The sequence below is a fragment of the Caballeronia sp. INML2 genome (genome assembly GCF_023631365.1).
Classification (GTDB): domain Bacteria; phylum Pseudomonadota; class Gammaproteobacteria; order Burkholderiales; family Burkholderiaceae; genus Caballeronia; species Caballeronia turbans.
In genome coordinates this window covers 209,085-230,610 of sequence record NZ_JALQDH010000023.1, presented here as the reverse complement: position 1 = coordinate 230,610, position 21,526 = coordinate 209,085, and the positions used below count along the sequence as shown (strand labels likewise).

Annotated in this window: 18 protein-coding genes and 1 tRNA gene; 13 read left to right on the top strand and 6 right to left on the bottom strand. The window is 63.1% G+C overall.

Annotated features, from left to right (window positions below):
- Positions 1-200 precede the first annotated feature (200 nt).
- Both otsB and otsA read left to right on the top strand, forming a co-directional pair.
- Complete coding sequence (gene otsB / locus NCT32_RS09525; protein WP_061120990.1) at positions 201-953, top strand: trehalose-phosphatase; 753 nt, start codon at positions 201-203, stop codon at positions 951-953.
- A complete protein-coding gene (gene otsA, locus NCT32_RS09520) occupies positions 950-2,335 on the top strand; it encodes an alpha,alpha-trehalose-phosphate synthase (UDP-forming) (protein ID WP_250490113.1) in 1,386 nt (461 codons plus the stop codon). The genes otsB and otsA overlap by 4 nt, the downstream gene beginning before the upstream one ends.
- A 57-nt stretch (positions 2,336-2,392) precedes the next feature.
- Here the strand turns inward: otsA and NCT32_RS09515 are convergent, their stop codons facing one another.
- Positions 2,393-4,273: an ABC transporter ATP-binding protein gene (locus NCT32_RS09515; RefSeq protein WP_250490112.1), complete on the bottom strand. Its 1,881-nt coding sequence runs from the start codon at positions 4,271-4,273 to the stop codon at positions 2,393-2,395.
- 832 nt (positions 4,274-5,105) lie between these two features.
- On the opposite strand from NCT32_RS09515, the gene NCT32_RS09510 reads away from it, so the two are divergent.
- The 3 genes from NCT32_RS09510 (at position 5,106) to NCT32_RS09500 (ending at position 7,759) form a co-directional block, all read left to right on the top strand.
- A complete protein-coding gene (locus tag NCT32_RS09510; protein ID WP_250490111.1) occupies positions 5,106-6,170 on the top strand; it encodes a glycosyltransferase family 4 protein in 1,065 nt (354 codons plus the stop codon).
- A gap of 219 nt (positions 6,171-6,389) precedes the next feature.
- A complete protein-coding gene (locus NCT32_RS09505; protein ID WP_061120987.1) occupies positions 6,390-7,220 on the top strand; it encodes a hypothetical protein in 831 nt (276 codons plus the stop codon).
- Positions 7,221-7,285: 65 nt separating this feature from the next.
- Positions 7,286-7,759 (top strand): DUF2214 family protein, encoded by a 474-nt coding sequence (locus NCT32_RS09500; RefSeq protein ID WP_061120986.1) that lies wholly within the window; start codon positions 7,286-7,288, stop codon positions 7,757-7,759.
- Positions 7,760-7,861: 102 nt separating this feature from the next.
- On the opposite strand, the gene NCT32_RS09495 is transcribed toward NCT32_RS09500, so the two are convergent.
- The 4 genes from NCT32_RS09495 to NCT32_RS09480 form a co-directional block, all read right to left on the bottom strand.
- Positions 7,862-7,936: transfer RNA gene (locus tag NCT32_RS09495), tRNA-Val, on the bottom strand.
- A gap of 70 nt (positions 7,937-8,006) precedes the next feature.
- The gene (gene dnaQ, locus NCT32_RS09490) at positions 8,007-8,744 is read right to left on the bottom strand and encodes a DNA polymerase III subunit epsilon (protein ID WP_061120985.1); all 738 of its coding nucleotides are present in this window, start codon (positions 8,742-8,744) and stop codon (positions 8,007-8,009) included.
- An 18-nt stretch (positions 8,745-8,762) separates the two neighbouring features.
- Entirely contained in the window at positions 8,763-9,224 is a 462-nt protein-coding gene (gene rnhA, locus NCT32_RS09485; protein ID WP_061120984.1) for a ribonuclease HI, read from the bottom strand.
- Positions 9,224-10,057, bottom strand: a complete 834-nt coding sequence (locus tag NCT32_RS09480; RefSeq protein ID WP_061120983.1) for a class I SAM-dependent methyltransferase — start codon at positions 10,055-10,057, stop codon at positions 9,224-9,226. The genes rnhA and NCT32_RS09480 overlap by 1 nt, the downstream gene beginning before the upstream one ends.
- Before the next feature lie 27 nt (positions 10,058-10,084).
- Here NCT32_RS09480 and gloB point away from each other — a divergent pair, with 27 nt between their 5' ends.
- From gloB to NCT32_RS09445, 7 genes are all read left to right on the top strand, one after another.
- The gene (gene gloB / locus NCT32_RS09475) at positions 10,085-10,918 is read left to right on the top strand and encodes a hydroxyacylglutathione hydrolase (RefSeq protein WP_250490110.1); all 834 of its coding nucleotides are present in this window, start codon (positions 10,085-10,087) and stop codon (positions 10,916-10,918) included.
- A gap of 161 nt (positions 10,919-11,079) precedes the next feature.
- The gene (locus NCT32_RS09470) at positions 11,080-12,735 is read left to right on the top strand and encodes a transglycosylase SLT domain-containing protein (protein ID WP_250476869.1); all 1,656 of its coding nucleotides are present in this window, start codon (positions 11,080-11,082) and stop codon (positions 12,733-12,735) included.
- Between the two features lie 96 nt (positions 12,736-12,831).
- A complete protein-coding gene (locus NCT32_RS09465; protein ID WP_250490109.1) occupies positions 12,832-14,088 on the top strand; it encodes a nitrate/nitrite transporter in 1,257 nt (418 codons plus the stop codon).
- A gap of 343 nt (positions 14,089-14,431) precedes the next feature.
- On the top strand, positions 14,432-15,574 hold the full coding sequence (gene carA, locus NCT32_RS09460; protein WP_061121004.1) for a glutamine-hydrolyzing carbamoyl-phosphate synthase small subunit: 1,143 nt from the start codon (positions 14,432-14,434) through the stop codon (positions 15,572-15,574).
- 31 nt (positions 15,575-15,605) lie between these two features.
- Positions 15,606-18,860 carry a carbamoyl-phosphate synthase large subunit gene (gene carB, locus NCT32_RS09455; protein ID WP_061120980.1) on the top strand — a complete coding sequence of 1,085 codons (3,255 nt, stop codon included), beginning with the start codon at positions 15,606-15,608 and terminating at the stop codon, positions 18,858-18,860.
- A gap of 113 nt (positions 18,861-18,973) precedes the next feature.
- Positions 18,974-19,450 (top strand): transcription elongation factor GreA, encoded by a 477-nt coding sequence (gene greA, locus NCT32_RS09450; protein WP_061120979.1) that lies wholly within the window; start codon positions 18,974-18,976, stop codon positions 19,448-19,450.
- The gene (locus NCT32_RS09445; protein WP_061120978.1) at positions 19,450-19,965 is read left to right on the top strand and encodes a DUF4149 domain-containing protein; all 516 of its coding nucleotides are present in this window, start codon (positions 19,450-19,452) and stop codon (positions 19,963-19,965) included. Before greA ends, NCT32_RS09445 begins: the two co-directional genes overlap by 1 nt.
- A gap of 57 nt (positions 19,966-20,022) precedes the next feature.
- Here NCT32_RS09445 and NCT32_RS09440 read toward each other — a convergent pair whose 3' ends face one another.
- Positions 20,023-20,559 carry a YhbY family RNA-binding protein gene (locus NCT32_RS09440; protein WP_061120977.1) on the bottom strand — a complete coding sequence of 179 codons (537 nt, stop codon included), beginning with the start codon at positions 20,557-20,559 and terminating at the stop codon, positions 20,023-20,025.
- A 283-nt stretch (positions 20,560-20,842) separates the two neighbouring features.
- Between NCT32_RS09440 and NCT32_RS09435 the strand changes: the two genes are divergently transcribed.
- Positions 20,843-21,505 (top strand): RlmE family RNA methyltransferase, encoded by a 663-nt coding sequence (locus tag NCT32_RS09435; RefSeq protein WP_061120976.1) that lies wholly within the window; start codon positions 20,843-20,845, stop codon positions 21,503-21,505.
- Positions 21,506-21,526: the final 21 nt, after the last annotated feature.

The window sequence follows — 21,526 nt, the reverse complement described above, 5'->3', positions numbered from 1 at the left end:
GCCGCCAGCGCATCATGTCGCGATCGGACTATTTTTGAGACGATTTGCCGCATGACCCAGGCGCGCTGAAAGGACCAACGGCGAGGGCTGTAAGCTAAGACCTTTCTTAAACGAAAGCTTTCGCGCGGTAAGATGCGCACGCATTGCGACGTTCGAAACGGGCGCGCGCCACATCACAGGCAACCACAGGCCAAAGATCGATGCTCACTCTTCCCGATTCCCTGTCTCTTGCCGAGACCGCTTTCTTCTTCGATTTCGACGGCACGCTCGTCGAACTCGCCTCCACGCCCGACGGCATCTTCGTGCCGCGCTCGGTGCCCGACATCCTCGCAGCGCTCCGGCGCGCGACCAACGGCGCGGTCGCGGTCGTGTCGGGGCGCGGCATCGACAATATCGACTCGTTCCTGCAGATGGCCGACTTGCCCGTCGCGGGCATGCACGGCGCGGAACGGCGCGATTCGAACGGCGACGTCCAGCGCATCGGTTTCAACGACGAGCGGCTGCTGCGCATGGAGCACGCGCTCGAGAAGGTCGTCAACGCGAATCCGGGCATGTTGCTGGAAATCAAGGGCGCGGCACTCGCGCTGCATTACCGCAACGCGCCCGACCGCGAGCCGGCCGCGCGCGCGGCCACGGAGAAGCTCGTCGCTGAATACGCGGACGCCTACGTACTGCAACCGGGCAAGATGGTCTACGAGATCAAGCCGAAAGACGTCGACAAGGGCCGCGCGGTGCGCGCTTACATGGGCGAGCCGCCGTTCACGGGCCGCAAGCCCGTATTCATCGGCGACGATCTCACCGATGAGAAGGGCTTCGCGGTCGTCAACGAGTTCGACGGGCTGTCGGTGAAGATCGGGCCGGGCGAGACGGTGGCGCGGGCGCGCATCGAATCGGTCGAATTGTTGCTGGACTGGTTGCAGGTGATTGCGGGCACGGCGGGGAAGCACGCGTGAGCCGGCTGATCATCGTTTCGAACCGCGTCGCGCCGATTTCCGAAGGCGGCCCCGCAGCGGGCGGTCTCGCAGTCGGCGTGTACGACGCGCTGAAGGAAACCGGCGGCATGTGGTTCGGCTGGAGCGGGGACGTGCTCGCGTCTCATCCCGAGGGCATCAAGCTCGAAGAACACGGGCCGGTGACCTTCGCGACCATCGGCCTCGTGAGACGCGACTACGACCAGTACTACCGCGGCTTTTCCAACGCGACGCTGTGGCCCGCGTTTCACTATCGTCCGGACCTGATCGAGTTCGATCGCCACGAATACGACGGTTATTGCCGCGTGAACCGCTGGCTCGCCGAACAGCTCGCGCCGCTGCTCAGACCCGACGATGTGATCTGGGTGCACGACTATCACCTCATTCCGTTCGCGCAGGCGCTGCGCGCGCTAGGCGTGAAGAATCGCATCGGCTTCTTTCTGCATATTCCGTTTCCGGCGCCGCAGATTCTGCTGAGCGTGCCGCGCCATCGCGAGCTGGCGGAGGCGCTCTGCGCGTTCGATCTGCTCGGCTTCCAGACCGCGCCCGATCTGCGCGCGTTTTGCGATTACATCGAAACGGAAACGGGCGGCACGCTGCGGCGCGACGGTACCGAGCCGGTCGAAGTTCGCGCGTTCGGCCATACGCTTCGCGCGGCGGCGTATCCGATCGGCGTCTATCCCGACGAGATCGCTGCGCTCGCGAAGGACGGCGAAAGCGGGCGGGACGTCGAGATCGTCAAGGCGACGCTGCACCATCGCAAGCTCGTGATGAGCGTCGATCGCCTGGACTATTCGAAGGGCCTCGTCGAACGTTTTCGCGCGTTCGAGCGGTTGATCGAGCACGATTCGCATCAGCGCAACAACGTGTCGTTCCTGCAGATCGCGCCGCCGACACGCTCCGATGTCGACGCCTATCGCGACATGCGCTTCCAGCTCGAGGCGGAATCGGGCCGCATCAACGGCCGCTATGCCGAGCTCGACTGGACGCCGATTCGCTATATCCATCGCCAGTATGAGCGGCCGGTGCTCGCCGCGCTGTTCCGAGAGGCGCATGTCGGCCTCGTCACACCGTTGCGCGACGGCATGAATCTCGTCGCGAAGGAGTATGTCTCTGCGCAGGATCCGGACGATCCCGGCGTGCTCGTGCTGTCGCAGTTCGCGGGCGCGGCGCGCGAGCTGACGGCCGCGCTCATCGTCAATCCGCTCGACATCGACGGCATGGCCGACGCGCTCGCCACCGCGCTCGAGATGCCGCTCGACGAACGCAAGGCGCGCTACGGCGAGATGATGCAGCAGCTTCGCGCCAACAACGTCTCCGTCTGGCGCGACAACTTCCTGCGCGATCTGAAAGCGGGCGCGTAGACGCAAAAAAGCCGCGTTTTCTTTTCGAAAACGCGGCTTTTTCGACTGGCGGAGCGATCAGGCCGGCTGCTTGTGCGGCGTTGCCACGATCGACGGCACCTTGCCGTGCTGCTTCGCGAGCAACTCGCGATAAAGCCCCGGACGATCGCGCAATTCCTGGGGCGAACCGTCGTCGATGACCTTGCCCGCGCTCATCACGATGATGCGATCGAAGTTCTGCAGCGTCGACAGGCGGTGCGCAATCGCAATCACCGTGCGGCCGACCATCAGACGGTCGAGTGCCTGCTGAATCGCTTCCTCCGATGCGCTGTCGAGCGCGGAGGTCGCTTCGTCGAGCAGGAGAATGGGCGCGTTTTTCAGGATCGCGCGTGCGATCGCGATGCGCTGGCGCTGGCCGCCCGATAATTTCACGCCGCGGTCGCCGACGATCGTGTCGAAACCTTCCGGCATCGCTTCGATGAAGTCCGTGCAGCGCGCCTCGCGCGCGGCGGCGAGCACTTCCTCGCGGCTCGCATCCGGACGGCCGTAAGCGATGTTTTCGAACACGGTGCGGTGAAACAGCGAAATATCCTGCGGCACGAGCGCGATCGCGTGGCGCAGGCTGTCCTGCGTGATCGCGCCGATATCCTGGCCGTCGATCTTGATGCTGCCTTTCTGCGGCTCGTAGAAGCGCTGCAGCAGCGCGAGCACGGTCGACTTGCCCGCGCCCGACTTGCCGATCAGCCCCACGCGCTGGCCCGGCTCGATATGCAGATGGAAGTTGTCGAGAATCGGGCGGCGGCGCGGATACGCGAACGTGACGCTGTCGAAATCGACGCGCCCCCCTTGCGGCACGAGTTCGGTTGCATCCGAGCGATCCGGCATGCCGTGCGGCTCGAGCAGCGTCTGGACGGCTTCGGCAAGACGTGCGACGTGCTGTGTGACATCGACGAGCGCCACGGCGAGATCGCGCGTGCCATGCAGAATCGTGAAGCCGAGCGAGCTGACGAGCACGATATCGCCCGAAGTCGCGCGGCCCTGCGACCACAGCCAAAGCGCCCAGCCGAGCAGGCCGGCGGAGAGAATCGCCGTCACGACCGCGTGGAAGAGGCGCAGTTTTTCGAGGTACAGCAGGCTCTGCTGGCGCGCGACCATTTCGGCCTTCACCGTTGAGCCGAAGCGCTTCTGCTCGCGAAAGGTCATGCCGAACGCGCGCACGAGCGCCATGTTGCCGATCACGTCGACGAGCTCGCCATCGACCGACGCCGCCTTCGACGCGAAACTGTGATGCCTTGCCGAGCCGCGCTTCGCAAGCCGGTAGAGGATCAGCGCGAGGACCAGCGATGCGGTCATCAGGCCGGCGGCCATCAGCGGATTGACCGAGACGATCATTACGATCGCGCCGAGCACCGCGATACACGGCGGCAGGACGTTCCACGCCATCACGTTCTCGGAGGTGTAGATCGCGTTCGACGTGGCGGTGATCCGGCTCGCGAGCATGCCCGGCTGCTTTTCGGAAAAATACGTTGGCGAGTGGCCGGACAGATACGAGAAGAGATCCTTGCGCAAGTCGCCGGTGACGATCACGAACACGTGCGCGCCGACCCAGCCGCCGACCCGCCACAGCAGGTTGTCGGCGGCGATCAGCCCGACGAGGATCATGAACGCGCCCCACAGCGGCCCGGGGTGCCCGCGGCCTTGTCCGAGGACATCGATCAGATGCTTGATCGCGTACTGCGAGGCGAGGGCGCAGCCCACCGCGGCGAAGACGCTGAAAAGCACGATGGAATGCGCGACGGGATGCCGGCGGATGTAGCGCAACAGGAACGCGAGCGGCCGATGCGCGTAGCTCGCGAGCTTCGCGTTGTGCGCGTTACGCTGGGAGACGGTGAGTTGGTCCAATGGTCTTTTTTGGTCGTAGAGCGGTTGAGCGTATGTTGCGCCTTCGGGCAGGTCCATGCGGGGTGTCGTCTGCGGCAACCGGCATGCAATTCGTCGCCCGATCCGGCGCGACTGACGTCAAGCGAGGCGACGCTGCGCCGTCTCCATCACGAATTGTATCCAGTATCGCGGAGGGCAACGCGTCTTCGGGCACATGACGTCCGGCCTATGTGGCCATCCGAACATCGCCCGCGGCGAAAAATGGTCCTGCGCCGCGTCGTGATGGCCGGCGGGCGCGCGGCTGGCGCATGGGCGCGCATTGTAAGCACATTGCGCAGGTTTTTGCGATGAAACGCTCGCCGGGCGGGGCGGGCAGTCACGGGTTACGTTCGGCAGCGGTGGAAAAGCACGTGTCGCGCCAGACATCGAGTCGCTGATGCAAGCCCGCGCCGGGTGACCAGCCGCTGTTACGCGCGCACGCCGCCGGGCTTCGTTCAACCCGTGCTCCAATGTAGAACAACCTTAATAAACAGGGGTTTGCAAAGTGTATCCCTCGTGTAACAAGGTAAATAAGTTGAAATGACTGCCGGCGCACGCTGTAAAAGGCTCCATAATCCGGTTCGGGTTTGCCCTTAGGTCTTCGACAGGTTTTGCAAGTTCCCGTCAACCGCCGGAGCAGACGTGCGTTATTTGCTGGCGCGCGGCGATTTTCGAGATATGGAACCCCAATTGCTTGGACCGAACGCCTGCGCGCCAAACCGGTGACCAGCGACCCCGCTTTTTCACTCGAGCACCAGCCATAGCGCCGCGGCCCCGCGCCGCGGAGAGCTTCGCCCGAGCCGAGCGATTCGCTCTCCAACGTCAACATGACAGCAGTACTTGCCTGATCTTTCATTAGGAGTTTCACGACATGCGAATCGCTCAAATCGCGCCCCTCCACGAGGCTGTTCCGCCGAAGCTGTACGGCGGCACGGAACGCGTGGTGTCTTATCTGACCGAGGCACTCGTGGATGCCGGACACGATGTGACGCTCTTCGCGAGCGGCGATTCGCAGACCTCCGCGAAACTCGAAGCGTTCTGGCCGCAGGCGCTGCGCCTCGATCCGACCATCCGCGACACGATGGCGCCGCACATGCTTTTGCTCGAAGAAGTCCGCCGCCGCGCCGACGAGTTCGACGTGCTGCACTTCCACATCGACTACTACCCGTTCTCGCTGTTCGCGCGCCAGCCGGTGCCGTTCCTGACGACGATGCACGGCCGTCTCGACCTGCCCGAACTGCAGCCGATTTTCGACACGTTCAATGACGTGCCGGTTATCTCGATCTCGGACAACCAGCGTCAGCCGCTGCCGCAGGCGCACTGGCTCTCCACGGTGTATCACGGTCTGCCGGAAAACCTGCTGAAGCCGATTCCGAACGTGAAGCCCGGCTACCTCGCGTTCCTCGGCCGCATCTCGCCGGAGAAGCGGGTCGACCGCGCGATCCGCATCGCGCAAGCTGCGGGCATGAAGATCAAGATCGCCGCGAAGCTCGACAAGGCCGACCGCGCGTACTACGAAGAAGAGATCAAGCCGCTCTTCGCGCTGCCGCACGTCGAGTACATCGGTGAAATCAGCGAAGCCGAGAAGACGGAGTTCCTCGGCAATGCGCACGCGCTGCTGTTCCCGATCGACTGGCCGGAGCCCTTCGGCCTCGTGATGATCGAAGCGATGGCCTGCGGCACGCCGGTAATTGCGTTCAACCGCGGCTCGGTGCCGGAAGTGATCGAAAACGGTGTGTCGGGCTTCGTCGTTGAAGACGAACTCTCGGCGATCGCCGCCGTGAAGCGGCTCGACACGCTGTCGCGCGAGAAGGTTCGTGGCGCATTCGAAGCGCGTTTCTCGTCGAAGGTGATGGCGCAGAACTACGTCAACGTTTATGAAGAATTGCTGCGCCAGAAGCGCCGCACCGTTCTGCGCGAAGTCAACGCGAGCTGAGCAAGTCTTGCCGCTTCGCGCGGCATCGGCAACAAAACAACGCCCCGCGTGCCTCAAGGCACGCGGGGCGTTGTCGTAATAGCACACTTAGGTCCGCCTTTCGGGCGCTACGCCGCGCAAGGGCTGTCAAACCTCTGACGACATCCGTAATCTCCCTATAATGACCGGGCTTCGCGATGCGCGGAGCAGTATGCATCGATCGTGGACAGGAGTGTTCTTTTGGCGAGACCCAAGCAAATCAGCGCGAGCCCGGCACCGGGCGCCGGCACCGTGTTCGCATTGCGTGCGATCGGACTGGTGCTCGCGGCGCGTTGGGCGTTCTCGATGTCGCAGATGGGCTACCTGTCCTCGCTGCGCGCGATGACGTCCTCGCCGTGGGCATGCGTGAACCTCGTCCTGATCTTTCTCCTGATCGTGCTGCCGGGCGCGAAGGCGCGCACGGAACGTCCGCTGCATCCGCTGCCGCAGTGGCTGCGGCAGGCGTTGCGCTTCATCGCGCTGCTGGCTTTCGGCTTTGCGATGTTTTCCGTCGGCGCGTTCGTCTGGAGTTCAGGATGGCGGCGCTTCACACAAGCGCTCGCCGAGACCAACGGCTGGCTCGTCGTCGGCCCGGCGCTTTATGCGGTCATCATGTGGATCTGCCGGCCGCGCGCGCTCTGGCGCACGAACATTGCGGCGCGGCGTTTCGCGATCGGCCGCTATGCGATCTCGCTCGATCCGGTCACGCGGACCGCTGTCGTCTGGGCGGAAAGCCGAAAGCTCGGCCAATACGATGCGCGCGAACTGTCGGTGAAATGGCCGGCGCCGTCGTCGGACGCATCGCCATCCACGACGATGCTCACACCGGCCACCGAGCCCGCCGGCCCCGCGATTCGCGCAAGCGGCGAAGTGCGGCGCGGCGTGTTCGCGCGTCGGCCGAAAATCGAACTATTGTGGGACTCGCCCGCCGCAGCCGGGCACAATCGCACCACCGTGTTCCGCGCGCCGCTCGCCAGCGAAAGCGATCGCAGCGCGGCGCGGGCGCTCGATGCGACCCTGCGTCAGGGCTGAGTCGGTTCGACTTCGCAAGCCGAAAATGCCGTACACGTCGTTCCTGTCTCGTCAGGGAGGAAAGGATGCTGATACGTTGGTTGCTGGCCGCAATTCATCTTCTTGCTTTCGGGTTCGCGCTCGGCTCGGTGCTCGCGCGGGCCCGCGCGCTGCGGCGTCTCGACGCCACGCAGTCCATTCAGGCGAACGAGTTGCGCCTGCGTGACGTGTTCCGCTCGGACTCGGTGTGGGGCGTCACCGCGATCGTGCTGATCGTGACGGGCGTGACGCGCGCGTTCGGCGGATTCGAAAAAGGGGGCGCCTACTATCTGCACGAACCGCTTTTTCATTTGAAGATGACGGCGCTCGTCGTGATTCTGTTGATCGAAGTCTCGCCGATGCTTGCGCTGATTCGCTGGCGCATCGCGCTCGCGCAGGGCGGGACGATCGACCTGACGCGCGCGCGGCGTTTTGCGTGGATGAGCGATCTTGAAGCGGGACTCGTGATGGTCATGGTGATCGCCGCAAGCGGGATGGCGCGTGGCGTGTGGGCGTCGTAACGTCTTAGCAACCGCCTTCGGGTGACGGAAATGAAAAAGGCCCAAGTCGGGAGACTTGGGCCTTTTGTTCTTCGGTGCTTGTCTTTACCAACACCAGAATCCTGGTGGGTAGTACTGGGATCGAACCAGTGACCCCTGCCGTGTGAAGGCAGTGCTCTACCGCTGAGCTAACCACCCGAAGAGAGACGAGATTATGTCAGGCGTTTCTTGTTTCGTAAAGAGGCTCTTAAGCTAAATTCGAAAAAATTTATGCAGGAACGACATCGCTTTCAGCCGGTGCCGGTTCCGTGCGCCATACGCTCGCGCCTTTGATCGCTTTGTCGAGATCGGTCAGCACGGCTTCGTGCGCGGCGAGCTCGGCCTCGCTCGCAATGATGACCGGCAAGTCGAGATCGTCGAGCGCGATGCGCGATGTGGAAACCGAGCCCGACGCGGGCTGATCGCCGAGCATGTCGATGACGAGGCTTTCCTGGCCACGCGTCATCGCAAGATAGACTTCTGCGAGCAATTCCGAGTCGAGGAGCGCGCCGTGCAGCGTGCGATGCGCGTTGCTGATGCCGAAGCGGTCGCACAGCGCATCGAGCGAATTGCGCTTGCCGGGGAACATCTGCTTGGCCTGCGCGAGCGAGTCGATCACACCGGCACATGTCTCTGACACCTTCGGCAATCCGAGCAGCGAGAACTCCATGTCGAGAAAGCCGACGTCGAAGGGCGCGTTATGGATGATCAGCTCCGCGTCCGCGATGAAGTCGCGCAGCTGAGCGGCGATCTCGGCGAACTTCGGCTTGTCGCTCAGGAACTCGGTGGTGAGGCCATGGACCGCGAGCGCGCCGGGATCGCTGTCGCGCTCGGGGTTCACGTAGAGGTGCAGGTTGTTGCCGGTGAGCCGGCGGTTGATCAGTTCCACGCAGCCGATTTCGATGATTCGGTCGCCGGTCCTCGCGTTCAGGCCGGTGGTTTCGGTATCCAGTATTAATTGGCGCATAGATGACGTGTAATTTGATTAGCTGTCCGCGAGCGAGGTCACGCCGCGATTGGCGAGCGCATCGGCGCGTTCGTTCTCGGGATGACCGGCGTGGCCCTTGACCCAGCGCCATTCGATTTCATGCTGTGCGACGAGGTCGTCGAGCCGCTTCCAGAGATCGGCGTTCTTGACGGGCGTCTTCGCGGCGGTCATCCAGTTCTTTTTCTTCCAGCCGTGGATCCATTCGCTGATGCCTTTTTGCACATATTGCGAATCGGTATGGATGATCGCGTGACACGGGCGCTTCAGCGCCTCGAGTGCGGAGATCACGGCCATCAGTTCCATGCGGTTGTTCGTGGTCGCGGCCTCTCCGCCGAACAGTTCCTTTTCCAGCGAGCCGAAGCGGAGGAGGGCGCCCCAGCCGCCGGGCCCGGGATTGCCCTTGCAGGCGCCGTCCGTGTAGATGTCGATTACCTTGTTCGATGCGGATTCTTGAGTCATCAATGCTCGTTGCGGGTCTCGTTGCGCGTATGCGGAGCCGCGACCGGCGCGAGGCCGGACGCGAGCGCGGTCTTTTTCAGCTTGCGCGGACCGATGACACGCATGCCGCGCACGCGTTTCACCGCCGTGATCATGTACGCCGCGCCGAAAATGGGCCACCAGCGGTCGCCGGCAGCTTCCATGAATTGATAGCGTTGCAGCCACTTGTCCGTGACGAGCGGCGGACGATAGCAGCCGAAGCGCCCGCGTTCAAGGTCGAACCCGAGTAGTTTGATCCAGTCCTTGATGCGCGTGAACGCGATCATCTCGTGTGCCGCCGGCACGAACGGCCGTCCCGCCACCTTGCCGAGCGATTGCCGCGCGCCCCAAAGGCTCAGCGAATTGAAGCCGAGGATGATCAACTGCCCTTCGGGCACGAGCACACGTTCGGCTTCGCGCAACAGCCGGTGCGGGTCCGGCGAGAACTCGAGCGTGTGGGGCAGTACGAGCAGATCGACGCTTTGTGCTTCGAAGGGCAGGTCGAGCAGATCGCACCACACAGTGCTGCGGCCATCTGGCGCGCTCGCGGCCGGTAGCGCGCTCACACCGGGCGTCGTGGCGCGCGGCGGCGTGTAGGGCGCGCTCGATGCGCTTTCGGCGTCGAGTACGAGCGCACGGCCGGTCATGCGATTCTCGCGTAGTGCGTCGAGATGCGGCATGCCGAGCTGCAGCGCGTGATAGCCGAAAATGTCGGACACCACGTGATCGAGCTGCGCCTGCTCCCATTCGAGCACGTAGCGTCCGGGCGCCGAGCTCGTCCAGGTGGGCCAGTCTATAATCGGTCGGTCAGACATGTTCGAATTGCCGCATAAAAGATCGCCATGAATTCGCTTGCCAAGAATCTACCTGTACAGGATGCACTCGAATACGTGCCGGTTCCGGCGTTCGAGGACAACTACCTCTGGCTCGTGTCGGACTCGCGCGATGCGGTCGTGGTCGACCCCGGTGACGCTGCGCCCGTCGAGGCGTATCTCGCCAGGCGCGGTTGGCGACTGACCGCTATTTTACTCACGCACCATCATCAGGACCACGTCGGCGGCGTGAAAGCGCTCCTCGATAGCCGATCGGCAGAGGGTGGCATCCCTGTCTACGGCCCGGCCGGCGAGCGTATCGAGCATCTGACCCAGCGCGTCACGGGCGGCGATACGGTGCGCATCGCGCATCCGGCGCTCGAACTCGCAGTCATCGACGTGCCGGGCCATACGGCCGGTCACATCGCTTACTTCCAGCCCGGCGACCAGAGCGGCACGCCGCACCTCTTTTGCGGCGACACCCTGTTCGCAAGCGGCTGTGGCCGTCTTTTCGAAGGCACGCCGCAACAGATGCTGAGCTCGCTCGACGCGCTCGCAGCGTTGCCGGAGCACACTCAGGTTCACTGTGCACATGAATACACGCTCTCGAACATCAGATTCGCGCGCGCATGCGAGCCGGACAACGCCGCGCTGCTGCGCTGGAGCGACGACGCACAGGCGCTGCGCGCCGCCGGCAAACCGACACTACCGACCACCATCGGCCACGAAAAAGCGGTGAATCCGTTCCTGCGCGCTGACGTTCCGGCGATCCGCGCGACACTTACTTTACAGTTCGGCACACCAGTTTCGGACCGGCTCGAAGCGTTCCGAATGATGCGCGGCTGGAAAGATAAGTTCCGCTAACCCGAAGCTTTTGGGGCTAACTTCAACCGAAACGTTGGAATCGCCGTTAGATGCAGGATTTTGCAGGGGTTTTGCGCGCATTCTTATTGACGTCTTAAGTGCTGTTCCGTACTATCGGCTCCAAATTTCCAAGCATCATTTTGTGGAAGCAGAGACGTTCCATGCGACTAACCCTTAGCGCGCTGTCCGTCCTGATGCTCGCCGCGTGCGCGAGCCAGGGACCTACAGCGTCAGATCCTTTATCACTTCCAGTCAACTCCACCGCTTCGCAGCAACAGCAGCAACAAGTCGCCGACGCCATTCGCCGCACTGCAGCAGCCAAAGAGACCATCAACGTCGACAAGACGCCCGTGACTTCGCTCGCGGGATCGTCCGATCTGTGGAACCGCATTCGCGGCGGCTTCCAGATTCCCGATCTGCAAAGCGATCTCGTCGACATGCAGGTCAACTGGTACGCGCAGCGCCCGGATTACGTCGAGCGCATGACGACGCGCTCGCAGAAGTACCTGTATCACATCGTCGAGGAACTGGAGCAGCGCCACATGCCGACGGAACTGGCGCTCCTGCCGTTCATCGAGTCGGCTTACAGCCCGCAGGCGCTGTCGGTGGCGAAGGCCGCGGGCATGTGGCAGTTCATGCCGGGCACCGGCCGCGACTACAACCTCAAGCAGAACATGTGGCAGGACGAGCGCCGCGACGTGCTCGCCTCGACGAGCGCCGCGCTCGACTATCTCTCGCGTCTGCATGACATGTTCGGCGACTGGCATCTTGCCCTCGCCGCGTACAACTGGGGTGAGGGCAACGTGCAGCGCGCGATCGCGCGCAACGAGGCGGCGGGCTTGCCGACCGACTACGAAAGCCTGCGCATGCCCAACGAGACGCGTAACTACGTGCCCAAGCTGCAGGCCGTGAAGAACATCGTGAGCAATCCGCAGACGTACGGTCTCACGCTGCCGGACATCCCGAATCACCCGTATTTCGTGACGGTCACGACCGCGCGCGACATCGACGTGACGATGGCCGCGAAGCTCGCCGGCATGAGCGTGGAAGAATTCCGTTCGCTGAATCCGTCGTTCTCGAAACCGGTGATACTTGGCGCGACCAATCCGCAGATTCTGCTGCCATTCGACAACGCGGCTTCGTTCCAGCGCAATCTGTCGTCGTATTCGGGCGCGCTGTCGTCATGGACCACCTATACGGTGACCGAGCGGTCGCGCCCGGCGGCGATCGCCGAGAAGATCGGTGTGGACGCGGACACGCTGATGTCCGTCAACCGCATTCCGGCGGGCATGCGTCTGAAGCCCGGCTCGACGATCGTCGTGCCACGCACGGACGACGACGACGAAGACATCAGCGCCGACGTCGCCGCGAACGCGATGCTCGCGATCGAGCGCGACGTCCCCGACACGCGCAGACTCGTGATCCGTGTGCGCCGCAAGCAGGCCGTCAACACGCTGGCGGACCGCTATGACGTGTCGCCGGCGCAGGTGCGCGCATGGAACCGCACGCACGGTGATGTGTTCATGCCGGGCCAGGTCGTCGTCCTGCACGTGCCGTACGGCCGTGCGGTGCCGGCCGAGCCGGGTCCGGCGCGCGTGGAGACGGTGGCGGCGTCTAGCCGTTCGTCGGGCGGCGTGTCGAAGATCGGCACGCGCGTGCCGGAAACGAAGTCTTCGCGCGGCGGGAAGTCAGCCGCGCATTCGGCGGGGAAGGTGACGAAAGTGTCGGCTTCGACGACATCGCACGCAGCAAAGCATGCCGCCACGGCCAAGGCCGTGAAGCCGGCCGCGCCGGCGAAGACCAGCAAAAAGAAATAAAGCCGGCGTTTCTACGAAGCGCTATCCCACGCCGTCACCAAGGTGACGGCGTTTTCGTTTGACGACCCCGTTAAACTGGCGATCCAAAAAGAATCAATGAAGCGCCCGTTTCACATGTCGCCCACCGCTCACCTTCGTGTTTTCTTCCTGTTCGCCGCCGGTTACTTCGTCTCGTACGTGTTCCGCGGCGTCAATCTCGGCTTCGCGCCGCTGATCACGCACGACCTCGGCCTGTCCGCGGCCGATCTGGGTCTGCTGACTTCGCTGTATTTCATCGGCTTCGCGCTGGCGCAGATTCCCGTCGGCGTGCTGCTCGATCATTTCGGACCGCGTCGCGTGACGGCCAGCATGCTGGTCTTCGCGGCGGCCGGCATCTGGGTGTTCGGCGCATCCCGGGGGCTTGCGGGGCTGATGATCGGCCGATTGCTGATCGGCATTGGCGTGTCGGTGTGCCTGAGCGCGGCCTTCAAGGCGTCGGCGCAGCATTTCGCGCTTGCGCGCCTGCCGCTCATCAACGGATTCACGATGGCCGTCGGCGGGCTGGGCGGTGTCGTCGTGGGCTCGCCGCTCGCCGCGCTCTTGCAGGTCGCGAGTTGGCGGCAGGTGTGCGTGGGACTGGGCATGTTCACGCTCGTCGTCGCTGCCGCGATCGTCCTTTTCGCGCCACGCAAGGCGGAGGCCGATCCGCATCACCGGGCGGACGTCGTCACCCAGTTCAAGGGCACGTGGCTCATCCTGAAAAGCGGCGTGTTCTGGAAGATCGCGTCGTTTTCCGTTGTCACGCAGGGCGTTTTTTATGCGATGCAATCGCTATGGATTCGCCCCTATTTGCTCGATGTAATGGGCCTCGCCCCGGCACACGCGGCAGCGCTCGTTTCGATACTCGGCTTTGCGATGATGTTCGGCTGCGTCGGCTTCGGCGCGGCGGCGCGCGGGATGGAACGGCGCGGCGTGTCGGTGTATGCGTTCTGCGGCGCCGGCATGATGCTGTTCGTCGCCACGCAACTGCTGATGGTGCTGCGCGTGCCGGTACCGCCGTCCATGCTGATTGCCGCATACGGGATTTTCGGCGGCACGGGCATTCTGAGCTACGCGGTCGCCGCGGAGTATTTCCCGTCGCACATGATCGGACGCGCGCACACGACGCTGACGCTCGTGATTTTTCTGTTGATCTTCGGTTTTCAGGTGGGCGTCGGCGCGATGCTTTCGTTCTGGCCCTCCGATGGAGGGCGCTATCCCGCGTCGGCGCACTTGACGGTCTGGATCGTGCTGATCGTGCTGCAGGTCGCGAGCGCGGTCTGGTACGTTTTCCCAAGCCGCACGGTGCAGAAGGCCGAACGCGCGGCGCGCTGATCGGCGCGCGAAGTAAGTAGCCGGCAAGCGGACATTTCTCAAATCTGGCGAATGTGACCTTTTCGCGCTATAATTCGAAGGTTTGAGCATATCAACCCGCACCCTAGCGCCTACCTCCCATTCACCGTCGTTCGCTGCGCACGAACTGCGCGCCGCACGCCGCCGATCGCCTGCTTGAATCCTTCGTTGCCACGCGCAAGCGTGCCGGTTCGAGTCACGATGCGCGCCCCGCGAGCCGCCGCTTTCACTGCGAAGGAAACCCCTCGTTCTTCGAGCGACGGGAGGCCAAGCCTGAATTTCGGACAGACAGGTCGGTAACAGGGTGTTCCCCAAGGAGCTTCCCGTGTTGCCGTCATTTTCCCCCGCACTCCTCGCACTTGCCGACGGCACGGTCTTTCGTGGTCAATCGATCGGCGCGCCCGGTTCGACGATCGGCGAAGTGGTGTTCAACACCGCCATCACCGGTTATCAGGAAATCCTGACCGATCCGAGCTATGCCCGCCAGATCGTCACGCTGACCTATCCGCACATCGGCAACTACGGCGTGAACGCCGAAGATGTCGAAGCCACCAAAGTCCATGCCGCCGGCCTCATCATTCGTGATCTGCCGGTGCTCGCATCGAACTTCCGTTCCGAGCAAAGTCTCTCCGACTATCTGAAGGCCCAGGGCGTCGTCGCGATCGCGGGCATCGACACGCGCAAGCTCACGCGCATCTTGCGCGAGAAGGGCGCGCAAAACGGCTGCATTCTCGCCGGCACCGATGACGAAGCGAAGGCGCTCGGCCTCGCGCGCTCGTTCCCGGGTCTTGCGGGCATGGACCTCGCGAAGGTCGTGTCGACGGAAAAGAACTACGAGTGGACGCAGACCGAATGGCGGCTCGGCAGCGGCTACGGCAAGCAGGAAGCGCCTAAATTCCGCGTTGTCGCATTCGACTACGGCGTGAAGTTCAATATCCTGCGCATGCTTGCCGAGCGCGGTTGCCACGTGACCGTGCTGCCGGCGCAATCGAGCGCCGCCGACGCGCTCGCGCTCAATCCGGACGGCATCTTCCTGTCGAACGGCCCGGGCGACCCGGAACCGTGCGACTACGCGATCCGCGCCACGCGCGAGTTCATCGAGCGCGGCATTCCGACCTTCGGCATCTGCCTCGGCCATCAGATCATGGGCCTCGCCGTCGGCGCGAAGACCATGAAGATGAAGACGGGCCATCACGGCGCGAACCATCCGGTGAAGGACATGGAAGACGGCCGCGTCGTCATCACGTCGCAGAACCACGGCTTCGCAGTCGATGCCTCGACGTTGCCCGCCAACGCGAAGGTCACGCACGTCTCGCTCTTCGACGGCACGCTGCAAGGTTTCGCGCTCACGGATAAGCCCGCGTTCTGTTTCCAGGGCCACCCGGAAGCGTCGCCCGGCCCGCACGACATCGCGTATCTGTTCGACCGCTTCATCAAGCTGATGGAGTCGGCGAAGGTCGCCGCTTAAAAGTACCGAACATATATATTCGAGAGCAGTTATGCCGAAGCGCACAGACATCAAGAGCATCCTCATCATCGGCGCGGGCCCGATCATCATCGGCCAGGCGTGCGAGTTCGATTATTCGGGCGCACAAGCCTGTAAAGCGCTGCGAGAAGAAGGCTATAAGGTCATCCTCGTCAACAGCAATCCGGCGACGATCATGACCGATCCGAACACGGCCGACGTGACCTACATCGAGCCGATTTCGTGGGAAGTGGTCGAGCGCATCATCGCGAAGGAGCGCCCGGACGCGATCCTGCCGACCATGGGTGGGCAAACCGCGCTCAATTGCGCGCTGGACCTGTTCCACCACGGTGTGCTGGAGAAGTACAACGTCGAACTGATCGGCGCATCGCCCGAAGCGATCGACAAGGCGGAAGACCGTCAGAAGTTCAAGGACGCGATGACGAAGATCGGCCTCGGTTCGGCCAAGTCGGGCATCGCGCATTCGATGGAAGAAGCGCTCGCGGTTCAGGCCCAGATCGCCGAGGCGACGGGCAGCGGCGGTTATCCGACCGTCATTCGTCCTTCGTTCACGCTGGGCGGCTCGGGCGGCGGCATCGCGTACAACAAGGAAGAGTTCGAGGAGATCTGCCGCCGCGGTCTCGATCTTTCGCCGACGCGCGAACTGCTGATCGAAGAATCGCTGCTTGGCTGGAAAGAGTACGAGATGGAAGTCGTCCGCGATAAAAAGGACAACTGCATCATCGTGTGCTCGATCGAAAACCTCGACCCGATGGGCGTGCACACGGGCGACTCGATCACCGTCGCGCCCGCGCAGACGCTGACCGACAAGGAATATCAGGTGCTGCGTAACGCGTCGCTCGCGGTGCTGCGCGAGATCGGCGTCGATACGGGCGGCTCGAACGTGCAGTTCGCGATCAATCCGAAGGACGGCCGCATGGTCGTCATCGAGATGAACCCGCGCGTGTCGCGCTCGTCGGCGCTGGCATCGAAGGCGACGGGCTTCCCGATCGCGAAGGTCGCCGCGAAGCTCGCGTGCGGCTACACGCTCGACGAACTCAAGAACGAAATCACGGGCGGCCAGACGCCGGCATCGTTCGAACCGACGATCGACTATGTCGTGACGAAGGTGCCGCGCTTCGCGTTCGAGAAATTCCGCGAGGCCGATTCGCGCCTGACGACGCAGATGAAGTCCGTGGGCGAAGTGATGGCAATGGGCCGCACGTTCCAGGAGTCGTTCCAGAAGGCGCTGCGCGGTCTGGAAGTGGGCGTCGACGGTCTCGATGAAAAGACCACGAGCCGCGACGAAGCGATCCGCGAAATCGGCGAGCCGGGCCCGGACCGCATCTGGTATCTCGGCGATGCATTCCGTCTCGGCCTCACGATGGACGAGATCTTCGAAGAGACGTCGATCGATCCGTGGTTCCTCGCGCAAATCGAACAGATCATCCTGAAGGAAAAGGCGCTCGAAGGCCGCACGCTCGCGAGCCTCACGAAGGACGAGCTGCTGTATCTGAAGAAGAGCGGCTTCTCGGACCGCCGTCTGGCGAAGCTGACTGGCTCGACGCAGGACGACGTGCGCAAGAAGCGCCATGAACTGAAAGTGCGCCCGGTCTACAAGCGCGTGGACACGTGCGCGGCCGAATTCGCGACGAAGACCGCCTACATGTACTCGACCTACGAGGACGAGTGCGAAGCGAATCCGACCGACAAGAAGAAGATCATGGTGCTGGGCGGCGGCCCGAACCGGATCGGGCAGGGCATCGAGTTCGACTATTGCTGCGTGCATGCCGCGCTCGCGATGCGCGAGGACGGCTATGAAACCATCATGGTCAACTGCAATCCGGAAACCGTGTCTACCGACTACGACACGTCCGATCGTCTGTACTTCGAATCGCTGACGCTCGAAGACGTACTCGAAATCGTCGATCTCGAAAAGCCGGTCGGCGTGATCGTGCAGTACGGCGGACAGACGCCGCTCAAGCTCGCGCTCGATCTCGAAGCGAATGGCGTACCGATCATCGGCACGTCGCCGGACATGATCGATGCCGCCGAAGACCGCGAACGCTTCCAGCAGCTTCTGAAGGATCTCGATCTGCGCCAGCCGCCGAACCGCACGGCGCGTGCGGAAGACGAAGCGTTGAAGCTCGCGGAAGAAATCGGCTATCCGCTCGTCGTGCGCCCGTCGTACGTGCTGGGCGGCCGCGCGATGGAAATCGTCCACGAGCCGCGCGACCTCGAACGCTATATGCGCGAGGCCGTGAAGGTATCGAACGACTCGCCGGTGCTGCTCGACCGCTTCCTCAACGACGCGATCGAATGCGACGTCGACTGCATCTCCGATGGCGACGACGTGTTCATCGGCGGCGTGATGGAGCACATCGAACAGGCGGGCGTGCACTCGGGCGACTCGGCTTGCTCGCTGCCGCCGTACTCGCTGTCGAAGGAAACCGTCGACGAACTGAAGCGGCAAACCGCCGCAATGGCGAAGGCGCTGAACGTCGTCGGCCTGATGAACGTGCAGTTTGCGATCCAGCAAGTGCCGCAGGACGATGGCTCGAAAAAGGACATCATCTACGTGCTGGAAGTGAATCCGCGCGCATCGCGCACGGTGCCGTACGTGTCGAAGGCAACGGGCCTGCCGCTCGCGAAGATCGCCGCGCGCGCGATGGTCGGTCAGAAGCTCAAGGCGCAAGGCGTCACGAAGGAAGTGATTCCGCCGTACTTCAGTGTGAAGGAAGCCGTGTTCCCGTTCGTCAAGTTCCCGGCGGTCGATCCGGTGCTCGGGCCGGAAATGCGTTCGACCGGCGAAGTGATGGGCGTGGGCCGCACCTTCGGCGAAGCGCTCTTCAAGTCGCAGCTTGCGGCCGGCTCGCGTCTGCCGGAATCGGGCACGGTGCTGCTTACGGTGATGGACGCAGACAAGCCGAAGGCCGTCGAAGTCGCGCAGATGCTGCATGAGCTCGGCTATCCGATCGTCGCGACCAAGGGCACCGCGGCTGCGATCGCGGCGGCGGGCGTGCCGGTGAAGGTCGTGAACAAGGTGAAGGACGGCCGTCCGCACATCGTCGACATGATCAAGAACGGCGAGATCGCGCTCGTGTTCACGACCGTCGACGAAACGCGCGCCGCAATCGCCGATTCGCGCTCGATTCGCATGAGCGCGCAGGCCAACAAGGTCACCTACTACACGACCATGTCGGGCGCGCGCGCGGCGGTCGAGGGCCTGCGTTATCTCCGCGATCTGGAAGTCTATGATTTACAAGGGCTGCATGCTCGCCTAAACTAAGGCTTCGATTACCAGTCTAAGCATCACGAGCCGCGGTTAAGCGGCGTCTCCTTTTATAGGGAGATGCGCTTAACCGCGGTAATTTTTTTGACGAAATTGTTTGTGAGTGGTCTATGAGCACGATTCCTTTGACGAAGCGCGGCGCGGAGTTGCTGCGCGACGAATTGCAGCGCCTGAAGGCCGTGGAGCGTCCGGCGGTCATCAACGCGATCGCGGAGGCCCGCGCGCAAGGCGACTTGTCGGAAAACGCGGAATACGATGCCGCGAAGGAAAAGCAGGGTTTCATCGAGGGCCGCATCGCTGAGATCGAGTCGAAGCTCGCTGCCGCGCAAGTGATCGACCCGACGCAGGTCGAGGCCGAAGGTCGCGTGGTGTTCGGCGCGACGGTCGAGCTGGAGGACCTGGAGTCGGGCGACATGGTGACGTATCAGATCGTCGGCGATGACGAAGCGAATATCGATCACGGTCTCATTTCGGTGAGCTCGCCGATCGCGCGCGCGCTCATCGCGAAATCGGAAGGCGACGTGGCGTCGGTGCAGGCTCCGAGCGGCGCGCGCGAGTATGAAATCATTGCAGTGCGTTACGTCTGATGGAGCACCGGCTCTTTCGCACCATCAGCATGGTCTGGGTCGGCAGCTTGCTGACCCTGGGCTTCGTCGCCGCGCCCGTCCTCTTTTCGATGCTCGACCGCACGTCGGCGGGCTCGGTAGCGGCGCAACTCTTCCGGATCGAGGCGATCATCGGCGTGGTCAGTGCGCTCGTGCTCATTCTGATCGGCAATCGCTTTGTGAAAAGCGGCATCGTCGACTACAAGCGCGTTCGGTGGATCGTCGCGGTGATGCTTCTCTGCGTGCTGGTCGGCTACTTCGCGCTGCAGCCGTTCATGAACTCGCTACGCATGGCAGCGCAGGAAGCGGGCACCGATCTCGCGAGTTCGCCGTATGCGAAGGAGTTCGGGATACTGCACGGCATATCGAGCGCGATCTATGTGATCGAATGCCTCTTCGGCATTGCGCTGGTGTGGCGCCTGCCGGATGCGGCGCCGGCCAAGATCGTGCCGAAGAAAAATTCGGCCAAGGTGGCGGCGAAGCGGGCGCGAAGCTGAATCGCATTCGTTACAGGGCGGCGCGTGCGTTGAAGTGGAATCGCACGCGCCGTTCGATCACTTCACGTCCTGATGCTGGCGTTTCGAGCTGGTCTGACGCTTTTTCGCGCGCTTCACGTTGCCACCAGCGGTGACGCGTTCATTACCCAGCACCTTCAGCGTCTGCTTTTTCGGCTTCTTGAAGGCAGGCGCGTCACGCGTGATTTTCACTGCCTTGACGACGCGCGGCGCACGGCCCCTGGTCGGGCGGTCGGCGGCTTCGCCTGCGCTCGGCGGCATCGTGCTGCGCGTGCGGGTGGCGCGACTTTTCGGCGCGGCGCCTTCAGGTCTCCAGATCACGAGCAGCTTGCCGATATGCTGGATGGGCGCGGCGTTCAGGCGATCGCAGATTTCGTCGTAGATCCCGACACGCGTTTCGCGTTCGTCGCCGAACACGCGGACTTTGATGAGCTGGTGCGCTTCGAGGTGCACGTTGATCTCTTTCAGCACGGCATCGGTCAGACCCTCCGCGCCGACGAGCACGACGGGCTTGAGCGCATGGGCCTGGGAACGCAGATCGGCGCGCTCGGCGGGGGAGAGTTTAAGAGCTGGCATGTGAAATTTGGGACTCGACTAAAATGTGGGCGGCGTGAGGTACGCTCGCGAGGCGGTTTGAACACGCTGAAGCGAAAGCGCATGGCTTCGCGCCGGATCTGCGGCGCATCGATCGCGCCATCGCCCACCAGAAACAGAACAGGCCGGATGCCGGGTACGGCGCACGTAAGCGTCCGAGGGCCGGTCCGGCCGACAAGACGCGTATTATCCGCTAAAAGCATCGCGCGATGCAGCAAAATACGCACCGGGCGCGCTGTCAGCGCGCCACATGAGCTCAGTTTGAATGGCAAAGAACCGTTTTAATCAATCGTGGTTGCATGACCACATCAACGATCCCTACGTGAAGATGGCGCAGCGCGAAGGCTATCGCGCGCGCGCCGCGTACAAGCTTAAGGAGATCGACGAGCAGGACAAGCTCATCAAGCCGGGGCAGGTGATCGTCGATCTCGGCTCGACGCCCGGAAGCTGGAGCCAGTACGCGCGCAACAAGCTCGCGCAGGGCGCGAAGCGGGACGTCGAGCGCGAGGGCGGTATCGACGGGACGATCATCGCGCTCGATATCCTTCCGATGGAGCCGATTGCGGACGTCACGTTCATTCAGGGCGACTTCCGCGAGGACGAAGTGCTCGCCCAACTCGATGAAATCGTGGGGGAGCGGCAAGTGGACCTTGTAATCTCGGACATGGCCCCCAACCTCTCTGGCGTAGCGAGTGCGGATGCCGCGCGCATCGAGCATCTCTGCGATCTGGCGCTGGAGTTCGCGCAGAACCATCTGAAACCGGAAGGTGCGCTGCTGGTCAAATGTTTTCATGGCAGCGGTTACAGTCAGATCGTCGAAAAGTTCAAGCACCAGTTCAAAGTGGTGGCGCCGCGCAAGCCCAAGGCCTCCCGTGACAAATCGTCGGAGACTTTTATTCTCGGGCGGCGGCTCAAGCACCCGAACTGAAAGGCCCGCTCCGCTAATTTG

Bases quoted from the DNA above. Each gene is read 5' to 3' on its own strand.
- otsB (WP_061120990.1), top strand. From the start codon at position 201: ATGCTCACTCTTCCCGATTCCCTGTCTCTTGCCGAGACCGCTTTCTTC.
- NCT32_RS09515 (WP_250490112.1), bottom strand. From the start codon at position 4,273: ATGGACCTGCCCGAAGGCGCAACATACGCTCAACCGCTCTACGACCAA.
- NCT32_RS09510 (WP_250490111.1), top strand. From the start codon at position 5,106: ATGCGAATCGCTCAAATCGCGCCCCTCCACGAGGCTGTTCCGCCGAAG.
- NCT32_RS09500 (WP_061120986.1), top strand. From the start codon at position 7,286: ATGCTGATACGTTGGTTGCTGGCCGCAATTCATCTTCTTGCTTTCGGG.
- dnaQ (WP_061120985.1), bottom strand. From the start codon at position 8,744: ATGCGCCAATTAATACTGGATACCGAAACCACCGGCCTGAACGCGAGG.
- rnhA (WP_061120984.1), bottom strand. From the start codon at position 9,224: ATGACTCAAGAATCCGCATCGAACAAGGTAATCGACATCTACACGGAC.
- NCT32_RS09480 (WP_061120983.1), bottom strand. From the start codon at position 10,057: ATGTCTGACCGACCGATTATAGACTGGCCCACCTGGACGAGCTCGGCG.
- gloB (WP_250490110.1), top strand. From the start codon at position 10,085: ATGAATTCGCTTGCCAAGAATCTACCTGTACAGGATGCACTCGAATAC.
- NCT32_RS09470 (WP_250476869.1), top strand. From the start codon at position 11,080: ATGCGACTAACCCTTAGCGCGCTGTCCGTCCTGATGCTCGCCGCGTGC.
- NCT32_RS09465 (WP_250490109.1), top strand. From the start codon at position 12,832: ATGAAGCGCCCGTTTCACATGTCGCCCACCGCTCACCTTCGTGTTTTC.
- carB (WP_061120980.1), top strand. From the start codon at position 15,606: ATGCCGAAGCGCACAGACATCAAGAGCATCCTCATCATCGGCGCGGGC.
- greA (WP_061120979.1), top strand. From the start codon at position 18,974: ATGAGCACGATTCCTTTGACGAAGCGCGGCGCGGAGTTGCTGCGCGAC.
- NCT32_RS09445 (WP_061120978.1), top strand. From the start codon at position 19,450: ATGGAGCACCGGCTCTTTCGCACCATCAGCATGGTCTGGGTCGGCAGC.
- NCT32_RS09440 (WP_061120977.1), bottom strand. From the start codon at position 20,559: ATGCCAGCTCTTAAACTCTCCCCCGCCGAGCGCGCCGATCTGCGTTCC.
- NCT32_RS09435 (WP_061120976.1), top strand. From the start codon at position 20,843: ATGGCAAAGAACCGTTTTAATCAATCGTGGTTGCATGACCACATCAAC.